We start from the raw sequence: 18,207 nt of genomic DNA, 5'->3' as shown, positions 1-18,207 counted from the left end.
TCGGTGTCTGTCTCTGTGCGCTGGTGCGTCCGTACGCGCAAGCCGTGTGTGCCTGTGCGCCTGTGCCTTGTGCCCTGTGCGTCCGTACGCCCGTGCCGTGTGTGTCTGTGCGCCTGTGCCTCGTGTCCTGTGCGTCTGTGCGCCTGTGCCTCGTGTGCCTGTGCGCCGGGGTGCCGGTGTGTCCGCGGTGCCGGTCGTGCCTGCCAGTATCGCCGGTTTCGCCGCACGACCATCCTGACGTGCCGGTACGCCGGTCGCACGTTCTGGTCCGGCGGACTCAGGTACGCGCCGGAGGGGTCCGGAGCCTCAGCCGGAGGGCGGCGCATTCGGCCAACGAGAGCTCGATCCCGGCCACTTGGCGTGACCAACCGGCCGATTGCCGTCTTGTCCTGGCCTGTTCGCAGCGCTTACTTTTGCCCCTCCTGACGCAATGTCGAGGGGGATATCCATGGCCGTACGCGGCCGGCACCGCCGGTATCAGCCGAACAGGATCAACCGCGCCTCACTGACCGTCACCGCCGGCGGTGCGGGACTGGCGCTCCCGCTCATGGGTACCGGCACGGCGCAGGCGGCCGACGTGGAGACCTGGGACAAGGTCGCCGCCTGCGAGTCCACCAATGACTGGGACATCAACACCGGCAACGGCTACTACGGCGGGCTGCAGTTCACCCAGTCCACCTGGGAGGCGTTCGGCGGCACCCAGTACGCCCCGCGTGCGGACCTGGCCACGAAGGACCAGCAGATCGCCGTCGCCGAGAAGGTACTCGACGGTCAGGGACCCGGTGCCTGGCCGGTGTGCTCGCAGCGGGCCGGGCTGACCCGGGGCGGTGACACGCCGGACATCCGGCCGGCCGGGGACGCGAGGGCCGCGAAGAGTCCGGAGCGGGCCGCCGGGAAGCCCACGGGGAAATCCGCCGGGAAATCCACTGGAAAGTCCGCCGGGAAGTCCGACTCCATGAAGGACGTCCAGCCGCAGACCACCCCGCAGTCCCGGGCCGGCAAGGCCAGGATGTACACGGTGGTCACCGGCGACACCCTGTCCGGCATCGCCGACGCACAGCAGGTCCGGGGCGGCTGGCAGCGGCTGTACGACGCCAACCGCGGCTCGATCGGCGCGGATCCCGACATGATTCTTCCGGGCCAGGACCTGAAGTTGCGTGGCGAGGGGACCGCTACGGCGCCCCGCAGCGAGTCGGGGACGGCCGCGAAGCCCAAGGCGAAGGCGACCGGGCAGTCGCCTGCCAAGCGGTCGCCCGCCAAGCCGCAGCAGAAGCAGCCGAAGAAGTCGTCTCCGGACAGCGGCAAGGCCGAGAACAGGGCAGACAAGGCGTCCAAGGCGGGCAAGGCCACCACCCGCCACAGCGTCGTCGCCCCCGTCGACGCTCCCACCGGCACGCCGTACCACCAGGCGGGCTCCTCCTGGTCGAAGGGCTACCACACCGGCGTCGACTTCCCCGTCGCCACCGGCACCTCGGTGAAGTCGGTCGCGGCCGGCCAGGTCGTCAGCGCGGGCTGGGGCGGCTCCTACGGATACCAGGTGATCGTCCGGCACGGCGACGGCCGGTACTCCCAGTACGCGCACCTCTCGGCGATCTCCGTGAAGGACGGCCAGTCGGTGGGCGCCGGACAGCGCATCGGCCGCTCGGGCTCCACCGGCAACAGCACGGGCCCGCATCTGCACTTCGAGGTGCGGACGGGGCCCGGCTTCGGTTCGGACGTCGACCCAGTGGCGTACCTGCGGGCCGGCGGGGTCAGGATCTGACCCGCACCCGATGCCGGCCGAGAACGGGCGGCGGGACGAACGGGCCACCGTAGAAGGGGCCGTAGGAGAGCGGCGCGTCGTCGCTCTCCGCCGGTTCCCCGGCCTCGTACGTCTCCTCGGCGGGGACGGTGTCCGGGGCCTGCGACGACACCGGCCGCCGTGGCCCGGGCACGTTCGCAGGCACGAAGACCTTGTCGGGCAGCGGGGTGACCCGCTGCCCGTCCCCTTCCCGCGCAGGCGTGTCCTCGCCCGGCTCCGGCTCTGGTCCGGGCGGTGTCGCAGGGGCCTCGTCGCCGACGGGCGCCGGGGTCTCCTCGGCGGCCTCCCGCGCGATCCGTTCCGTCGTCAGCAGGATGAGCCCGCCCGCGGCCACCACACCGCAGCTCAGGGCGAGCGCGGTGCCGGTCGTGCCGTAGCGGAAGGTTTCACCGAACATCGTGATGCCGACCGCGGCGGCCACCACCGGGTTCACCACCGTCAGCGTGGCCAGCGGGGCCGCGAGACCGGCGCCCCGGTAGGAGGCCTGCGACAGCAGCATGCCGGCCGTGGCGAGCACGCCGATCACGGCCAGGGACGGCAGGTCGGCGGCTGAAACACCACCGGTCCAGTCGACCGCGACCGTCTTGGTGAAGACGGAGGACATGCCGAAGGCTATGCCGGAGGCGGTCGCCAGCAGGATGCTGCGCACCGCCGGGTGCCGGTGCACGGCCCGACCGGCGATCATCAGGGCCACGACCACGCCACCGGTGACGACGGACGCCCCGATCCGCTGCTCGGTGTCCAGTGACTGCGCGTCGGACGCGCCGACCAGGGACAGCAGACCCGCGAGGCCGACCGTCGCCATGAGCGCGCCCCGCCAGGCCGTCGCGCCGGCCTTGCGGCCCACGAACAGCGCTGCCATGGGCAGGGCGAACACGATGGTGAGCGCGCCCAGCGGCTGCACCAGGCTCAGCGGACCGAGGGCGAGGGCCACGACGTGCAGGAGGCCACCCAGGCCGTTGAGTCCGACCGCCGCCCACCAGCCGGGCCGGCGCAGCGGAGCGTACTGAGCACCCGGGGAGGACGCCGCGACCTGCTCCTGCACGATCGCTCCGCCCGCGTACGCCACGGCGGAGACGAGCGAGAGCAGCACGGACAACGCGAGGGCGCTCATCGGCTGCTCCTCTGCGTGAGGCGGGGGCCCTGGGCCCGGCGCGGCGATCGGTCGTCTTCCATGGACAACACGATGCCGTCTCCGGGTCTTCCCGTCGTCGTCCCTGAGCACTCATTGGGTCATACTGCCGATGGAGTAGGACGGCGGTGCAGTCCTCCCCAGGGTGGGCGACCTGAGGTGGGGACCCCTGACCCGGGTCCCTAGGGGCCTTGGTACTACTGCTCTTCGTGGACCTCGACCCCGACCTCGCCGCCCTCCGCCCGCTGGGCGGCTTCTCCGTCCTGCACGCGTCCCCGCACCCGTCGCCGACGCGGCCGCTCCCCACCCTCGCACACGCCTACGCGCCGGGACACGCGCAGGAACAAGGAGACCTGACGCCGGACGCGCGGGCGCAGGTTCAGATGTGGGAGGACCCACTGGCCTTCCGCGTCCAGAAGGTCGCCGCCGCACTCCGCGTCCCCGAGACCCGCGTCGCCGCCTCCGTGGCCCATCAGGGGCTCGCGGCCCGCCTGTGGTCGGTGACGCTGGGGTGCGCCGCCCTCTACGGCGGCGTCCCCGACCTCGCCCCGCCGCTGCTGCGCTGGGACCCCGACGCCACCGCCCCCGACGACCTGTGGCTCGCCGGGGTACGCCCCCTGCCGGGCGACGTCGCCGCGATCGCGGAGCTCGTGCTCCACGGCCATCTGGTGCCGCTGACGGCGGCCCTGCACGCCCGCTACCGCGTCGCGGCCGGGCTGCTGTGGGGCAACGCCGCCTCCGCGCTGGCCGGCGCCGGCCGGGAAGTGGACCGCTGGGCCCGCCGCCACGGCCGCGGGGACACCGCCGCCCGCGCCCGTTCCCTGACCACCGGTCTGCTCGCCCACCCCCTGCTCGCCGGGACCGGCGTCCTCACCGGCACCGCGTTCCGGCGCCGCAGCTGCTGCCTGTACTACCGGGCGCCCGGCGCAGGGGTCTGCGGCGACTGCTGCTTCTCCCGGCCGCCGGCGTCTCCGCGGTCTCCGCAGCCGACGCGCCCTTCCCCGGGCGGCCCGTCTGAGTGACCATGAAGGGACCAGCCGCCGAGACGGGAGGTTCCGGGTGCGCGTGGGACTGCTGACCCGGGAGTACCCGCCGGACGTGTACGGCGGGGCGGGGGTCCACGTGGAGTTCCTCGCCCGGGAGCTCGCCCGCCTCGTCGACCTGGACGTGCACTGCTGGGGCGAGGGCCGCACCGACGGCGTGCTGCGCCACCGCTCCTGGTCCGCGCTCGACGGCGCCAACGACGCGCTGCGCACGTTCTCCGTGGACCTCGCCATGGCCGCCGCCCTCGAAGGCCGCGAACTGGTCCACTCCCACACCTGGTACGCGGCCCTCGGCGGCCACCTCGCCAAGCTCCTGTACGGCGTCCCGCACGTGATGACCGCGCACTCCCTGGAGCCGCTGCGGCCCTGGAAGGCCGAGCAGCTCGGCGGCGGTTACACCCTCTCCCGCTGGGCCGAACGCACCGCGGTCGAGAGCGCGGACGCGGTGATAGCCGTGTCCGGCGCCATGCGCGAGGACATCCTCGGCTGCTACCCGGCGCTGGACGCTTCCCGGGTCCACGTCGTGCACAACGGCATCGACACCGCTCTCTACCGGCCCGATCCCGGCACGGACGCGCTGGACCGCATCGGCCTCGACCGCTCCCGCCCGTACGTCCTGTTCGTCGGCCGCATCACCCGTCAGAAGGGCGTGCCGCACCTGCTGCGCGCCGTACGGGGCATCGACCCGGCCGCGCAGATCGTGCTGTGCGCGGGCGCCCCGGACACCCCCGCGATCGACCAGGAGTTCCGCGACCTCTTCGCCGGACTGAGCCGCGCCCGGGAGGGCGTGCACTGGATCCCGCGCATGCTGCCCCGCCCGGAGGTGATCCAGCTGCTGACCCACGCCGCGGTCTTCGTCTGCCCCTCGGTGTACGAGCCCCTCGGCATCGTCAACCTGGAGGCGATGGCCTGCGGCACACCCGTGGTCGCCTCCCGGGTCGGGGGCATCCCCGAGGTCGTGGCGGACGGCGAAACGGGGATCCTCGTCCCCAAGGACGACAACGACCACGGCGACGGCGACGACGTCTTCGAGACGGGCCTCGCCCGGGCACTGGACTCCCTCCTCGGCGCCCCGGAGGCCGCCCGGGGGATGGGAGAGGCGGGCCGGCAGCGCGCGGTGGAGGAGTTCGGCTGGGACGCCGTCGCCCGCCGCACCGTCCGGCTCTACGAGGAGATCCTCAAGCAGGCTTGAGGCCGCCCCGCCCGGGGCGGCCAGGGGTGAACGAGGGTGAGGGGAGCGGCCATGCGTCGTGGAGGTCCTTCGGTGCTCGGGATCGTGCTGGCGGGCGGGGAGGGCAAGCGCCTGATGCCCCTGACCGCGGACCGCGCCAAACCCGCGGTCACCTTCGGCGGCACGTACCGGCTGGTCGACTTCGTGCTGTCCAACCTGGTCAACGGCGACATCCTGCGGATCTGCGTGCTCACCCAGTACAAGTCGCACTCCCTGGACCGGCACATCACCACCACCTGGCGGATGTCCAGCCTGCTCGGCAACTACGTCACCCCCGTCCCCGCCCAGCAGCGCCTGGGCCCGCGCTGGTACCTGGGCAGCGCCGACGCGATCCTGCAGTCCCTGAACCTGGTCCACGACGAACAGCCCGAGTACGTCGCGGTCTTCGGCGCCGACCACGTCTACCGGATGGACCCGCGCCAGATGCTCGCCCAGCACATCGAGTCCGGCGCGGGCGTGACCGTGGCCGGGATACGGGTGCCGCGCACCGAGTCGTCGTCCTTCGGGGTGATCACCCCGGGCTCCGACGGGCGGACCGTCACCGGCTTCCTGGAGAAGCCCGCCGACCCTCCCGGGCTGCCCGGCGACCCCGAGCGCGTCTTCGCCTCGATGGGCAACTACGTCTTCACCACCAAGGCCCTCGTCGAAGCCCTGCACCGCGATGCCGAGGACGAGAACTCCGTGCACGACATGGGCGGTTCCATCCTGCCCCGGCTCACCGACCGGGGCGAGGCAGCGCTGTACGACTTCAGCGCCAACCACGTGCCGGGGGAGACCACCCGGGACCAGGGGTACTGGCGGGACGTCGGCACCCTCGACGCCTACTACGACGCCCACATGGACCTGATCGCCGAGCGGCCTGCCTTCAACCTCTACAACCGGGACTGGCCGATCTACACCCACTCCGCGCAGCTGTCGCCCGCGCGCTTCAACGCCGGCGGCATCGCGGGCGAGTCGATCGTCAGCGCGGGCTCTCTGGTCCGCGGGCAGGTCACCCGGTCGGTGCTCTCGCCGGGCGTGGTGGTCGACCCGGGAGCGGTCGTGCAGGGCTCGGTGCTGCACGACAACGTGCACATCGGCCGGGGCGCGGTCGTGCGCGGGGCGGTGCTGGACAAGAACGTGGACGTGCCGCCGGGGGCGACGATCGGCGTCAACCCGGAGCGGGACGCCGAGTTGTACACCGTCTCCAAGGGTGGCGTGATCGCGCTGGGCAAGGGGCAGCGGGTGGTGTGACGAACGGGTGACGACCGGTCGACTGCTGTGGGGGCGGACCCGGGGCGTGCGAGGTGCGCGATACGCGCGGCACATCCGGGACCGTTGTCATGTCCCTGGACGCCACGCGCAATCCGTGCTGTCATGCCTCTGCACCTCGCTGTTACATCGATGTATGACATCGATGTCCTGAGCCATCAGCCACCACCCGTTCTCGAGGAGAGGGTCAGTGCGCACCAAACGACTCAGAGACCGACTGGCACTACTGCTCGCCGCCGCACTCGGCGTCACCGGACTCGCCGCCGTGCCGCACGCGAGCGCGGCGGACGACGCCGCCGCGGAGATCCACGGGCTGAAGGGCGAGTACTACACCCACTCGGCCCCCGGCGCCTTCGACTTCCACGAACTCAAGGCCACCGGATTCGACCCGCAGCTCGACTTCAACACCCTGGAGCCGCGGCTGGCCTTCGCCACCGGGCAGTCGGACGACGTCAGCGTCCGCTGGACCGGCAAGCTGGTGCCGGAGAAGACCGGTGCCCACACCTTCTCGGTCATCGGCGACAACGGCTTCCGCCTCTGGATCGGCGGACAACTCGCCATCGACCACTGGGTCGACGACTGGGACCGTGAGCAGACCGCCGAGCCCATCGAGCTGACGGCCGGTCAGCCCTACGACATCAAGCTGGAGTACTTCGAGCACTACGGCGGCTCCAACCTGCACCTGCGCTGGACCGAGCCCGGTGGCAGCAAGGAGCCGGTCCCGCAGTCGGCGTTCCGCCTGCCCGACGGCTTCGACTACGACGGCGCGACGGCGACCACGGTCCAGTCCACCGGCCGCACCCTCAAGCTCGACTTCCCGCGCCCGCTCGCCGCGGCCCCGGCCGGTCTCACCGACCACCTCGAAGCGGTGATCGGCGGCGCCCAGTGGCCGCTCGGCGAGGCGAAGGTCGACCCCGCCGACCCGACCGCCCTCCTCGTCGCCCTCGACCAGCCGGTCGTCGGCAACAAGGACGGCGACGCGCCCGGCACCGCCGACGTCCGCTACGACGGTGAGGGCGGCCTCACCGATGCCGCGGGCAACGTTGTCAACGCCTTCTGGAGCAGTGGCGGCAACAAGTCCACCCACGAACTGCGCACCGACTGGGCCGACGAGGTGGGCCCGGACAACGCCCTTCCGGAGTACCCGCGCCCGCAGCTGACCCGGGACGACTGGCGGAACCTCAACGGCCGCTGGCAGTTCGCCGCCGCCGAGGCCGGCGAGCAGCCCCCGGTCGGCAAGAACCTGAAGGAGCGCATCCTCGTCCCGTACCCGGTGGAGTCCCAGCTCTCCGGCATCCAGCGGCACGAGGACCGCATGTGGTACCGCCGCACCTTCACCGTGCCCCGCGACTGGCACATCGGCCACGGCCAGCGCCTCAAGCTCAACTTCGGCGCCGTCGACTGGCAGTCCGAGGTGTACGTCAACGGCGTCAAGGTCGCCGACCACAAGGGCGGTTACGACAAGTTCAGCGCCGACGTCACCGACGCGCTCAAGCCCGGCCGCACCCAGGAACTGATCGTCGGCGTCTACGACCCGACCGACGCGCGGGGCGCCGAGAACCCGCCGGTCGGCAAGCAGAGCCTGGACCCGAGCGGCATCTGGTACACACCCAGCTCCGGCATCTGGCAGACGGTCTGGATGGAGCCGGTCGCCCGGGACCACGTCGACTCGCTGAAGCTGACCCCGCACATCGACGGGGCGGCGGGCACGCTGACCGTCGAGCCGAAGGGCGTGCGCGACGGCGTACGGGTCCGCGCGACGGCGTACGCCGGACACCGCAAGGTCGCCACGGCGAGCGGACGCACCGGCGAGCCGCTGACGCTGAGGATCCACGACCCGCGCCTGTGGTCGCCCGACGATCCCTTCCTGTACGACCTGAAGGTCACCGTCGGACACGACCGCGTCGAGAGCTACTTCGGGATGCGTTCCATCGCCGTCGAGAAGGTGAACGGCGTGCCGCGCACGATGCTCAACGGCGAACCGGTCTTCATGATGGCCACCCTCGACCAGGGCTTCTGGCCGGACGGCCTGCACACCGCGCCCACCGACGAGGCCCTCGCGTCCGACCTGAAGCTGCACAAGAAGCTCGGCTTCAACTCCGTGCGCAAGCACATCAAGGTGGAGCCGGACCGCTGGTTCTACTGGGCCGACAGGCTTGGCCTGCTGGTGTGGCAGGACATGCCCTCCATGACTCCGGGGGTGAATCCGAACGCCGCCTCCCGGGCCGAGTTCGAGCGCGAGATGAAGGAGATGATCGACGAACACATCAGCCACCCGTCGATCATCATGTGGGTCACCTTCAACGAGGGCTGGGGCCAGTACGACATCAAGCGCGTCGCCGAGCAGGCCAAGGCCTGGGACCCGACCCGCCTCGTCAACAACCAGTCGGGCCTGAACCTCGGGGCCGACGGAGGCGCCGGCGACATCATGGACGAGCACGGCTACCCGAGCCCCGCCCTGCCGCCCTCCCCGGACGGCGAACGCGCCCTGGTCAGCGGCGAGTACGGCGGCCTCGGTCTCGCGGTGCCCGGACACGCCTGGTCCGTGCAGCAGTCGTACGTCGACGTCGACCCCCAGGCCTACACCGACGGCTACCTCACCAAGCTCGACGAGGTGCGGGCCCTGGTCTGCCGGGGCAGCAACGGCGCCGTCTACACCCAGATCTCGGACGTCGAGGGCGAGCTCAACGGCCTGACGACCTACGACCGCAAGGTCCTCAAGCCGGACGTCGAGCGGGTCAAGGCCGCCCACGAGGCCCTGATCCACGACGCGTCCCGGCCCACCCCGGCGGGATGCCCGGCCGGCTGAGCCCGCGCACGGCATCCCGCACGACACCGCAGGCCTTCCGGAGGCCACCGCACACGAGGGGCACCCGGCGTCCGCGCCTGTGCGCGGCCGGGGTGGTGGCAGCGTCCGCGCTGTTCACCGCCCCGGCGGCCCGGGCCGGACAGCCGGCCCACCAGCACCTCACCGACCCGGTGAACCCGTTCGGCGGGACGGAGAACGAGGGTGCCCCGGCCGTCACCGCGCCCGGCACCTCGGACACCGACCGCCATGTCGGGTCGGCCCGCGCCGACGGCGCGGCCTACGAGCGGACCCACCTGACGACCGACGCCCTGCGCTCCTTCCGGTCGCCCCGGTTCACGGTCGGCCCGCAGCCGTCCGGGTGGGGAACTTCCGCGGCGGCGGCGCCGCCACCCCCCGAACTGAGCACAGACACCCCATGAGTCCCCGGAGTCCCGCCCTTCGCCAAGGGGCGGGACTTTAATCTGTTGTTAACTGTGCGTAGCCTGATCGTACTTGACCGTAATCGGCGGAGGGCGATTGACTGCTTGTCCATCCGTCGTCCATGCGTCGTCCTTGCGAGGCAAGCCCTTGACACCCGACCCGCTCGCTCCCCTCGACCTCGCGTTCTGGAACATCGAGTCCGCCGAGCACCCCATGCACCTCGGCGCGCTCGGCGTGTTCACGGCCCACTCGTCCACGGCGGGCGCCCACGCGGCGGACCTGCTCGCCGCCCGCGCACCCTCCGTGTCCGGACTGCGGATGCGGATCCGGGACACCTGGCAGCCGCCGCTCGCCCTGCGGCGGCCGTTCGCGTTCGGCGGCGCCACCCGTGAACCCGACCCCGGCTTCGACCCGCTCGACCACGTCCGGCTGCACGCGCCGACGACGGACTTCCACGCCCGGGCGGGCCGCCTCATGGAGCGCCCGCTGGAGCGAGGCCGGCCACCGTGGGAAGCGCACGTGCTTCCCTGTGCGGACGGCGGCTCTTTCGCCGTGCTGTTCAAGTTCCACCACGCCCTCGCCGACGGCCTGCGGGCCCTGACCCTCGCCGCTGGCATCCTCGACCCGATGGACCTTCCCCCGCCCAGGCCCCGCCCCGCGCAGCCCCCGCGCGGTCTCCTGCCGGACGTGCGCGGACTGCCGGGGAGGGTGCGAGGCGTCCTGTCCGACGCGGGCCGAGCCCTCGACATCGGCGCCGCCGCGGCCGTGTCCACCCTCGACGTGCGCTCTTCGGCCGCGCTCACCGCCGGACCCTCCGGCACCCGCCGCACCGCCGGCGTCGCCATCGACCTCGACGACGTCCACCGCGTGCGCAAGGCCGTCGGCGGCACCGTCAACGACGTCCTGATCGCGGTCGTCGCCGGCGCCCTGCGCCGCTGGCTGGACGAGCGCGGCGACGGCAGCGAGGGCGTCGCGCCCCGCGCCCTGATCCCCGTGTCCCAGCGCCGCCCGCGTGCCGCCCACCCACAGGGCAACCGGCTCTCGGGGTACCTGTTACGGCTGCCGGTCGGCGACCCCGATCCGCTGTCCCGCCTCGGCACGGTCCGCGCGGCCATGGACCGCAACAAGGACGCGGGACCCGGCCGGGGGGCCGGCGCCGTCGCCCTGCTCGCCGATCACGTCCCGGCGCTCGGCCACCGGCTCGGCGGGCCGCTGGTCGGGCAGGCGGCCCGGCTGTGGTTCGACATCCTGGTCACCAGTGTCCCCCTGCCCAGCCTCGGCCTGCGGCTCGGCGGCCACCCGCTCACCGAGGTCTACCCGCTGGCGCCGCTGGCCCGGGGCCACTCCATGGCGGTGGCCGTCTCGACCTACCGTGGGCAGGTCCACTACGGCCTGGTCGCCGACGCGAAGGCGGTGCCGGACCTCGACCGGTTCGCCCTTGCCCTGGCGGAGGAGGCGGAGACATTGCTCACCGCCTGCGCCCCCTGAGCCGGACGGGTTTGGCTCCGTGCCCCGGCGCCGAATAAAATCCGCTGTTCGAAAGCGGACGCGTCTCGGAGCGCCGCGACGGTGACCAGGGAACGGCAGCGGCGATGACGGTGACACAGGACGGTTCGGCGACCACGGACGAGGTGGCGCACGAGCCCGGGAACGAGGCGGGGTACGGCCCCGGTATCGACCCGGAGCGGCTCGCCGTCTGCCTGAGTGTGCTGGAGGAACTCGACGGACTCGACGTCGACCACCCGGACGCCGTCCGGGTCCGCCGGGCCACCTCGCACATCTACCGGACGGTCAAGCAGCGCCGACGCCAGGAGCGCCGGGCCGCGAAGACCGCCCACGACAAGGCGGTGACCGAGGCCACCGCCACCGGCTCCGCCGAACGCATCGACGACGAGACCGAAGGCCTCCTGCCCTCCTCCCGCACCGAGGAGGGCAGCATCGCCGGGATACTCCAGCGCCCCCGCTCCTGCTACATCTGCAAGCAGCGGTACACCGAGGTCGACTACTTCTACCACCAGCTCTGCCAGAGCTGCGCCGCCGAGAACCGGGCCCGCCGCGACGCCCGCGCCGACCTCACCGGCAAGCGGGCGCTGCTCACCGGCGGCCGGGCCAAGATCGGCATGTACATCGCGCTGCGACTGCTGCGCGACGGCGCGCACACCACGATCACGACCCGCTTCCCCAAGGACGCCATCCGCCGCTTCAAGGCGATGGACGACTCCGCGGACTGGATGCACCGCCTGGAGGTCGTCGGCATCGACCTGCGCGACCCGGCCCAGGCCGTGGCCCTCGCCGAGCAGGTCACCGAGCAGGGACCGCTCGACATCCTGATCAACAACGCGACCCAGACCGTGCGCCGCCTGCCCTCCGCGTACGCCGCGCTCGTCGAGGGCGAGAGCGCCCCGCTGCCGGCCGGTGAGCTCCCCGCCCACCACGTCATCGGCGCCTTCAACTCCGGGGCGGTGGACGGACTGGCCGCGCTGCCCGCGGGTGTCACGGGGCTCGACGCCCAGCAGGTGGCCGACCTCGCCCTGGTCGCCGGCAACGCCAGTGTGGTCCGGCACCGCGAGGGCACCGCCATCGACGCGGGCGGTCTGGTCCCCGACGTCGTCGACACCAACACCTGGGTCCAGACCATCGAGCAGATCTCCCCGGTGGAACTGCTCGAGACGCAGTTGTGCAACTACACCTCGCCGTTCATCCTCATCAGCGCGCTGCGGTCGTCGATGGCCGAGGCGGCGCGCAAGGCGCCCGCGGGGCGCGCCTACGTCGTCAACGTCTCCGCGATGGAGGGCGTTTTCGCCCGCGGCTACAAGGGCGCGGGCCACCCGAACACCAACGCGGCCAAGGCAGCGATGAACATGGTGACCCGGACCAGTGCCCAGGAGATGTTCGACACCGACGGCATCCTGATGACCTCGGTCGACACCGGCTGGATCACCGACGAGCGCCCCCACTACGACAAGCTGCGCCTGGCCGACGCCGGTTTCCACGCCCCGCTCGACCTGGTCGACGGCGCGGCCCGCGTCTACGACCCGATCGTGCGCGGCGAGGCGGGCGAGGACCTGTACGGCGTCTTCCTCAAGGACTACGCACCCGGCAAGTGGTGAACGCGAGGGACTGACGCACCCGGCACGTGGTGACCGCCGGGGATCACGACCCGGCACGTGGTGATCACGAAGGGCCACCCGCCCGGCATGGGGTGATCGTGGTGACGGGCCGGCGGTGTCCCATCCGGAGGCCCGTCAGCCGGGTCCCGGCCACCGTGGGGGCGACCGCCGGTGTTCCCGGTGCGTCGGTCACGCGTCCTGCGCGACGTCGTCCCGTACAGGCCCCGCCGCGTGCCCGCAGCCCGTCCGGGCCACCGCGCGGCCTCCTGGATCCCGGGGGCGCCCCTCGCGCGCTCGCGGGGCGAACCCTCAGGGGCGTCTGAAGTCGACGGCGCCGAGCCCCGAGTGCCGCGCCGCCGTCAGCTCGAGTATCGTGCGCCAGTCCTCCAGCACCCCGGCGTCGAAGACGGTGGTGCGGGCCTCCTCGTCGGCCTGGCGCAGGCTGGCCAGGTCGTCGTCGTGGGCCCAGGCGTCCGGGTGGTCGTGCCGGCGCACCAGGCGGGCGACGCGTGAGCCGAGCAGCGGCCGCACCGCGTCCGCCGTCCGGCCGGCCGGGTTGCCGGGCCACAGCAGCCGGCCCACGGGCGACACCAGGCCGGCCACTTGGAGTTCCTTGTCGGCGGGGCGGCGCCGGCGCAGCAGCGCGGCGGTCCGCAGTGCGTGTCCATGCAGGTCCACGGGCTCGCCGCCGTGCTCCGCCGAGGACCGTTCGCCCCGGCAGGCGTACAGCAGGTCCATCAGCTCCTCGACGCTGCGCAGTTCCATGCCTCGGTCCTCCCACGAGACAGCCGTTGCCGACCAGCAGCAGACCATGGCGAGCTTGCGCCGCAGCCAACGGCAACTTAACTTGCGCGACCCGCCGCCGACGACATTCGAAGGCCAGGTCGATGATGTGGGCCGAACGGGTGAGTTGTGAGCGGTGCACAAGCGGATGAACCGGGGCAGACTGGGGCCAACTGTGCGCGGAACGAAGGGCAATGCTTCTTCCATGTTTTGAGCCCCATAGAGCGCATCCCCGCTCATTTGGTTAATCTGGAGCGGACGGACGGCAGTACAAGGGCACTACCCCCACCCAAGGTCCGCAGGGGACAAGCCGGTTCACAACGGCCTGCTCTCGCACGAGTTGCCGGCGCCACCGCGTCCGAACTGCATTCGACCCACACCCGAGCGGGCGCCGGGTGCCGGACAGGAGACTGGCCGACAGGCCCCGAGGGTGACCCGACACATAAGGAGTGCGCGGTGACACCGGACACGACGACGAGTCCAGAGCAACGCCCCGAGGAACGCACCGAGCGCGCGGGCCGCCGGCCCGGCGAGATCGGCAGCCTCGACGTGTGGGCCCGGTCCGCCCCCATCCGCCTCGCGGGCTACGAGGAGGACCTCGCCGAGCCCCACATCCTGCCCAGCGTCGACTGACCCGCGGCACCACCCTCAGAACGTGCCGGAAGCAGGGGCGTGCGAGACTCGCGCCCATGCTGATCAGGGAAGCGACGGCCGACGACTGGCCGCACATCTGGCCGTTCTGGCACCGCATCGTCGCGGCCGGCGAGACCTACGCCTGGGACCCGGACACGTCCGAGGAGGACGCCCGGGTCCTGTGGATGAACCCCGCCAAACGCGTCTACGTCACGGAGCACGACACCGGCACCGTCGTCGCCTCCGCCTATGTCACGCCCAACTACGGCGGCCCCGCCGCCCGCATCGCGAACGCCGGATTCATGGTCGACCCCGACCGGGCCGGACGGGGTACCGGCCGGGCCCTCGCCGAACACGTCCTGGCCGCCGCCAGGGCCGACGGGTACCGGGGCATGGTCTTCAACGCCGTCGTCGAGACCAACCCCGCCGTGAAACTCTGGACCTCCCTCGGTTTCACCATCCTGGGCACGGTGCCGGACGCCTTCGACCACCCGCGGCACGGGCGGGTCGGCCTGCACGTCATGCACCGCGCGCTGTAGGGGCCCGCGGGCCGGCGGGCCGGTCGCCGCCAGGGACGCACGGCGCCTCGATCCGATCCGATCCGCTCCGCACGCTCCGGCAGCGCGGCCTCCGCCCCCGGAAGCCCCGCCCACCGGACGGCGCGGGACCGAGGCCCGGGGTGCCGAACGACCGAACGGGACCACCGTCGCGCGCCGACGTACGCCACCGCACCCTCCACCGTGTCCCGCCGGCCGTCACCCGCCGCGTCCCCGGCGGCACCGCCGGCGTGCGTGGTTCGCCGGCGGCCCTTCCCCGGGCGAGCGCGCCGCACGGTTCGAACCGCGCGCGGTGGGGGAGCTGTACACCACGTCGGAACCCGCCGCCGTGACCCGCACCCGCCCCCTCAACCACGGAGCGTCCCGCATGCATGACGACCGCGACCTGGTCGAAGCCCGCCTCGAGCGCGTTCTCGACGAGCGCGTCCGCCCTGCCGTGTACCCCGAGTCCGTGCCGCTGGACGTGGCGGTGTGGCACGCGCCCGACGAACCCGTGCCGGTCGCCGAGGGACTCGCGGCCGAACCCGGTCCCATCGAGGTGGGAGCCCGCTGGGGCGCCCCCTGGGGCACCAGCTGGTTCCGCGTCACCGGAACCGTCCCCGAGGAATGGGCCGGCCGGACGGTGGAGGCCGTCCTCGACCTCGGCTTCGACGAGAACATGCCCGGCTTCCAGTGCGAGGGCCTGGTCTACCGGCCCGACGGCACCCCGGTGAAGGGCCTCAACCCGCGCAACCAGTGGGTGCGGATCGCCGCTCCCGCGGAGGGCGGCGAGGAGGTGCGCCTGCACATCGAAGCCGCCTCCAACCCCGTCGTGTTCGGCTACCGCCCCTTCGTGCCCACACCGCTCGGCGACAAGGACACCGCGGGCAGCGATCCGCAGTACACGCTCACCCGCATGGACCTCGCCGTCCTCGACGAGACCGTGTGGCACCTCGTGCTCGACCTGGAGGTGCTCGGTGAGCTGATGGCCGAACTGCCCGTGGAGTCGCCGCGCCGCTGGGAGATCCTGCGGGCCGTGGACAAGGCGCTGGACGCCATCGACCTCCAGGACGTCAACGGCACGGCGGAGCAGGCCCGTTCCCGCCTCACGGAGGTGCTGTCCGCCCCCGCCGTCCCCTCCGCGCACCGCCTCAGCGCCGTCGGCCACGCGCACATCGACTCGGCGTGGCTGTGGCCACTGCGCGAGACCGTGCGCAAGGTGGCCCGTACCGCCTCCAACATGACCGCCCTCCTGGAGGACGAGCCGGACTTCGTCTTCGCCATGTCGCAGGCCCAGCAGTGGGCGTGGATCCGCGACCACCGGCCCGAGGTGTGGGCCGGGGTGAAGAAGGCCGTCGCGGACGGCCGGTTCGTGCCGGCCGGCGGCATGTGGGTGGAGTCGGACACCAACATGCCCGGCTCGGAGGCGATGGCCCGGCAGTTCGTGCACGGCAAGCGGTTCTTCCTCGACGAGTTCGGCGTCGAGACCGACGAGGCGTGGCTCCCGGACACCTTCGGCTTCGCGGCCGGACTGCCGCAGATCATCAAGGCGGCCGGCACCAAGTACCTGCTGACGCAGAAGATCTCCTGGTCGCAGACGAACACGTTCCCGCACCACACCTTCCGCTGGGAAGGCATCGACGGCACCCGTGTCTTCACGCACTTCCCACCGGTCGACACCTACAACTGCTCCATGAAGGGCGGCGAGATCGCGCACGCCGCCCGCAACTTCAAGGACAAGGGCGTCGCCCGGCACTCCCTCGCCCCCACCGGCTGGGGTGACGGAGGGGGCGGAACCACCCGCGAGATGATCGCCAAGGCGGCCCGGCTGCGCGACCTCGAAGGCTCGGCGACGGTCGCATGGGAGACCCCGCACGCCTTCTTCGAGAAGGCCGAGGCCGAGAACCCCGAGCCGCCGGTCTGGGTCGGCGAGCTGTACCTCGAACTGCACCGCGCCACCCTCACCAGCCAGGCCAAGACCAAACAGGGCAACCGCCGCAGCGAACACCTGCTGCGCGAGGCCGAGCTGTGGGCGGCCACGGCCGCCGTGCGCACCGGGTTCCCCTACCCGTACGAGGACCTGGACCGGATCTGGAAGACAGTGCTGCTGCACCAGTTCCACGACATCCTGCCCGGCTCCTCCATCGCCTGGGTGCACCGCGAGGCCCGCGCGACCTACGACCGGATCGCCGCCGAGCTGAACCGGATCATCGACGCCGCCCAGCGCGCCCTGGCCGGAGAGGGCGACACCCCGCTGGTCTTCAACGCCGCCCCGCACACCCGGGCCGGTGTGCCGGCGGGAGCCGCCGCGACCCCCGCCACCGGGGGCCGCACCGTCCTCACCCCCCGCCCGGGCGGCGGGTACGTCCTGGACAACGGTCTGCTGCGCGTCGGGATCGACGACCGGGGCCTGGTCGTCTCGGTGTACGACATCGGCGCCGACCGCGAGACGATCGCACCCGCAGGTGCGGGCAACCTGCTCCAGCTCCACCCCGACGTCCCGAACAAGTGGGACGCCTGGGACGTCGACGCGTTCTACCGCAACACCGCCACCGACCTCACCGACGTGGACGAGGCCGTCCCCGGCGACGACGGCGCGTCGGTGCGGACCGTCCGCTCCTTCGGCTCCTCCCGCGTCACCCAGGTGCTGACGCTCGCGCCGGGGGAACGGCGGCTGGAGGTGGACACCGAGGTCGACTGGCACGAGACGGAGAAGTTCCTCAAGCTCGCCTTCCCGCTCGACGTACACGCGGAACGGTACGCGTCGGAGACCCAGTTCGGGCACGTCCACCGGCCCACACACACCAACACCAGCTGGGAGGCGGCCAAGTTCGAAGCCTGCAACCACCGCTTCGTCCACCTCGAGGAGCCCGGCTGGGGAGTCGCCGTCGTCAACGACTCGACGTACGGCCACGACGTGACCCGCACCGTCCGCACCGACGGCGACGCCGGTACGACCACCACCGTCCGGGTCTCGCTGCTGCGCGCCCCGCGCTTTCCGGACCCCGAGACCGACCAGGGCGTGCACCGGTTCCGGCACGCGCTGGTGCCGGGCGCGGGCATCGGCGACGCCGTGCGCGAGGGCTGGCGGATCAACCTGCCCGAGCGGCGCGTGACGGGCGCCGGCGAGGTCGCGCCGCTGATCGCGGCCGACCGGGACGCGGTCGTGGTCACCGCCGTCAAGCTGGCCGACGACGGCAGCGGCGACGTGGTGGTCCGCTTCCACGAGGCACACGGCGGCCGGGCGAGGGCCACCCTGACGGCGGGCTTCCCGGTCGCGGGTGTGGCCGTCACCGACCTGCTGGAACGCCCGCTCGCCGGAGAGGAGGCCGCGGCGGAAGCGGACGGCGACCGGATCGCCGTACGACTGCGTCCGTTCCAGCTGATGACCCTGCGGCTGAAGCGCGCGTAGCGCCTCGACGAGGACCCGGCCCGCCCCGTCGACCGGACCGGGTCCT

Annotated in this window: 13 protein-coding genes; 11 read left to right on the top strand and 2 right to left on the bottom strand. The window is 72.5% G+C overall.

Annotated elements, in window-relative coordinates; genetic code table 11:
- Positions 1–448: 448 nt before the first annotated feature.
- Positions 449–1,762 carry a transglycosylase family protein gene (locus ACP4IX_RS17100; protein ID WP_426523327.1) on the top strand — a complete coding sequence of 438 codons (1,314 nt, stop codon included), beginning with the start codon at positions 449–451 and terminating at the stop codon, positions 1,760–1,762.
- Here the strand turns inward: ACP4IX_RS17100 and ACP4IX_RS17095 are convergent.
- Positions 1,752–2,915 (bottom strand): DMT family transporter, encoded by a 1,164-nt coding sequence (locus tag ACP4IX_RS17095; RefSeq protein ID WP_426523326.1) that lies wholly within the window; start codon positions 2,913–2,915, stop codon positions 1,752–1,754. The two genes, ACP4IX_RS17100 and ACP4IX_RS17095, sit on opposite strands and share 11 nt — an antisense overlap.
- A gap of 209 nt (positions 2,916–3,124) precedes the next feature.
- Between ACP4IX_RS17095 and ACP4IX_RS17090 the strand changes: the two genes are divergently transcribed.
- The 7 genes from ACP4IX_RS17090 to ACP4IX_RS17060 all read left to right on the top strand — a co-directional run bounded on the left by ACP4IX_RS17090 (position 3,125) and on the right by ACP4IX_RS17060 (position 12,797).
- Complete coding sequence (locus ACP4IX_RS17090) at positions 3,125–3,955, top strand: (2Fe-2S)-binding protein (protein ID WP_426555995.1); 831 nt, start codon at positions 3,125–3,127, stop codon at positions 3,953–3,955.
- Between the two features lie 37 nt (positions 3,956–3,992).
- Complete coding sequence (glgA, locus tag ACP4IX_RS17085; RefSeq protein WP_426523325.1) at positions 3,993–5,168, top strand: glycogen synthase; 1,176 nt, start codon at positions 3,993–3,995, stop codon at positions 5,166–5,168.
- A 51-nt stretch (positions 5,169–5,219) separates the two neighbouring features.
- Positions 5,220–6,440, top strand: a complete 1,221-nt coding sequence (gene glgC / locus ACP4IX_RS17080; protein WP_426523324.1) for a glucose-1-phosphate adenylyltransferase — start codon at positions 5,220–5,222, stop codon at positions 6,438–6,440.
- A gap of 208 nt (positions 6,441–6,648) precedes the next feature.
- The gene (locus ACP4IX_RS17075; protein ID WP_426523323.1) at positions 6,649–9,267 is read left to right on the top strand and encodes a PA14 domain-containing protein; all 2,619 of its coding nucleotides are present in this window, start codon (positions 6,649–6,651) and stop codon (positions 9,265–9,267) included.
- A gap of 95 nt (positions 9,268–9,362) precedes the next feature.
- Positions 9,363–9,686, top strand: coding sequence for a hypothetical protein (locus tag ACP4IX_RS17070; RefSeq protein WP_426555994.1), 324 nt, complete (start codon positions 9,363–9,365; stop codon positions 9,684–9,686).
- A 148-nt stretch (positions 9,687–9,834) separates the two neighbouring features.
- Positions 9,835–11,175 (top strand): wax ester/triacylglycerol synthase family O-acyltransferase, encoded by a 1,341-nt coding sequence (locus ACP4IX_RS17065; RefSeq protein WP_426555993.1) that lies wholly within the window; start codon positions 9,835–9,837, stop codon positions 11,173–11,175.
- A 104-nt stretch (positions 11,176–11,279) separates the two neighbouring features.
- A complete protein-coding gene (locus tag ACP4IX_RS17060; RefSeq protein WP_426523320.1) occupies positions 11,280–12,797 on the top strand; it encodes an SDR family NAD(P)-dependent oxidoreductase in 1,518 nt (505 codons plus the stop codon).
- 309 nt (positions 12,798–13,106) lie between these two features.
- On the opposite strand, the gene ACP4IX_RS17055 is transcribed toward ACP4IX_RS17060, so the two are convergent.
- Entirely contained in the window at positions 13,107–13,562 is a 456-nt protein-coding gene (locus tag ACP4IX_RS17055) for a hypothetical protein (RefSeq protein ID WP_426523319.1), read from the bottom strand.
- A 474-nt stretch (positions 13,563–14,036) separates the two neighbouring features.
- On the opposite strand from ACP4IX_RS17055, the gene ACP4IX_RS17050 reads away from it, so the two are divergent.
- The 3 genes from ACP4IX_RS17050 (at position 14,037) to ACP4IX_RS17040 (ending at position 18,161) form a co-directional block, all read left to right on the top strand.
- Positions 14,037–14,213: a hypothetical protein gene (locus ACP4IX_RS17050; protein WP_426523318.1), complete on the top strand. Its 177-nt coding sequence runs from the start codon at positions 14,037–14,039 to the stop codon at positions 14,211–14,213.
- A gap of 56 nt (positions 14,214–14,269) precedes the next feature.
- The gene (locus ACP4IX_RS17045; protein ID WP_426555992.1) at positions 14,270–14,752 is read left to right on the top strand and encodes an N-acetyltransferase family protein; all 483 of its coding nucleotides are present in this window, start codon (positions 14,270–14,272) and stop codon (positions 14,750–14,752) included.
- Between the two features lie 385 nt (positions 14,753–15,137).
- On the top strand, positions 15,138–18,161 hold the full coding sequence (locus ACP4IX_RS17040) for an alpha-mannosidase (protein ID WP_426555991.1): 3,024 nt from the start codon (positions 15,138–15,140) through the stop codon (positions 18,159–18,161).
- Positions 18,162–18,207 lie beyond the last annotated feature (46 nt).

The organism is Streptomyces sp. WG5 (genome assembly GCF_049974565.1).
Lineage (GTDB): Bacteria > Actinomycetota > Actinomycetes > Streptomycetales > Streptomycetaceae > Streptomyces.
This window is presented reverse-complemented; position numbering and strand designations above follow the sequence as displayed.

Excerpts from the sequence above, each read along its gene's own strand:
- ACP4IX_RS17045 (WP_426555992.1), top strand. The coding sequence starts at position 14,270 with ATGCTGATCAGGGAAGCGACGGCCGACGACTGGCCGCACATCTGGCCG.
- ACP4IX_RS17060 (WP_426523320.1), top strand. The coding sequence starts at position 11,280 with ATGACGGTGACACAGGACGGTTCGGCGACCACGGACGAGGTGGCGCAC.
- ACP4IX_RS17040 (WP_426555991.1), top strand. The coding sequence starts at position 15,138 with ATGCATGACGACCGCGACCTGGTCGAAGCCCGCCTCGAGCGCGTTCTC.
- ACP4IX_RS17055 (WP_426523319.1), bottom strand. The coding sequence starts at position 13,562 with ATGGAACTGCGCAGCGTCGAGGAGCTGATGGACCTGCTGTACGCCTGC.
- ACP4IX_RS17095 (WP_426523326.1), bottom strand. The coding sequence starts at position 2,915 with ATGAGCGCCCTCGCGTTGTCCGTGCTGCTCTCGCTCGTCTCCGCCGTG.
- ACP4IX_RS17100 (WP_426523327.1), top strand. The coding sequence starts at position 449 with ATGGCCGTACGCGGCCGGCACCGCCGGTATCAGCCGAACAGGATCAAC.
- glgC (WP_426523324.1), top strand. The coding sequence starts at position 5,220 with ATGCGTCGTGGAGGTCCTTCGGTGCTCGGGATCGTGCTGGCGGGCGGG.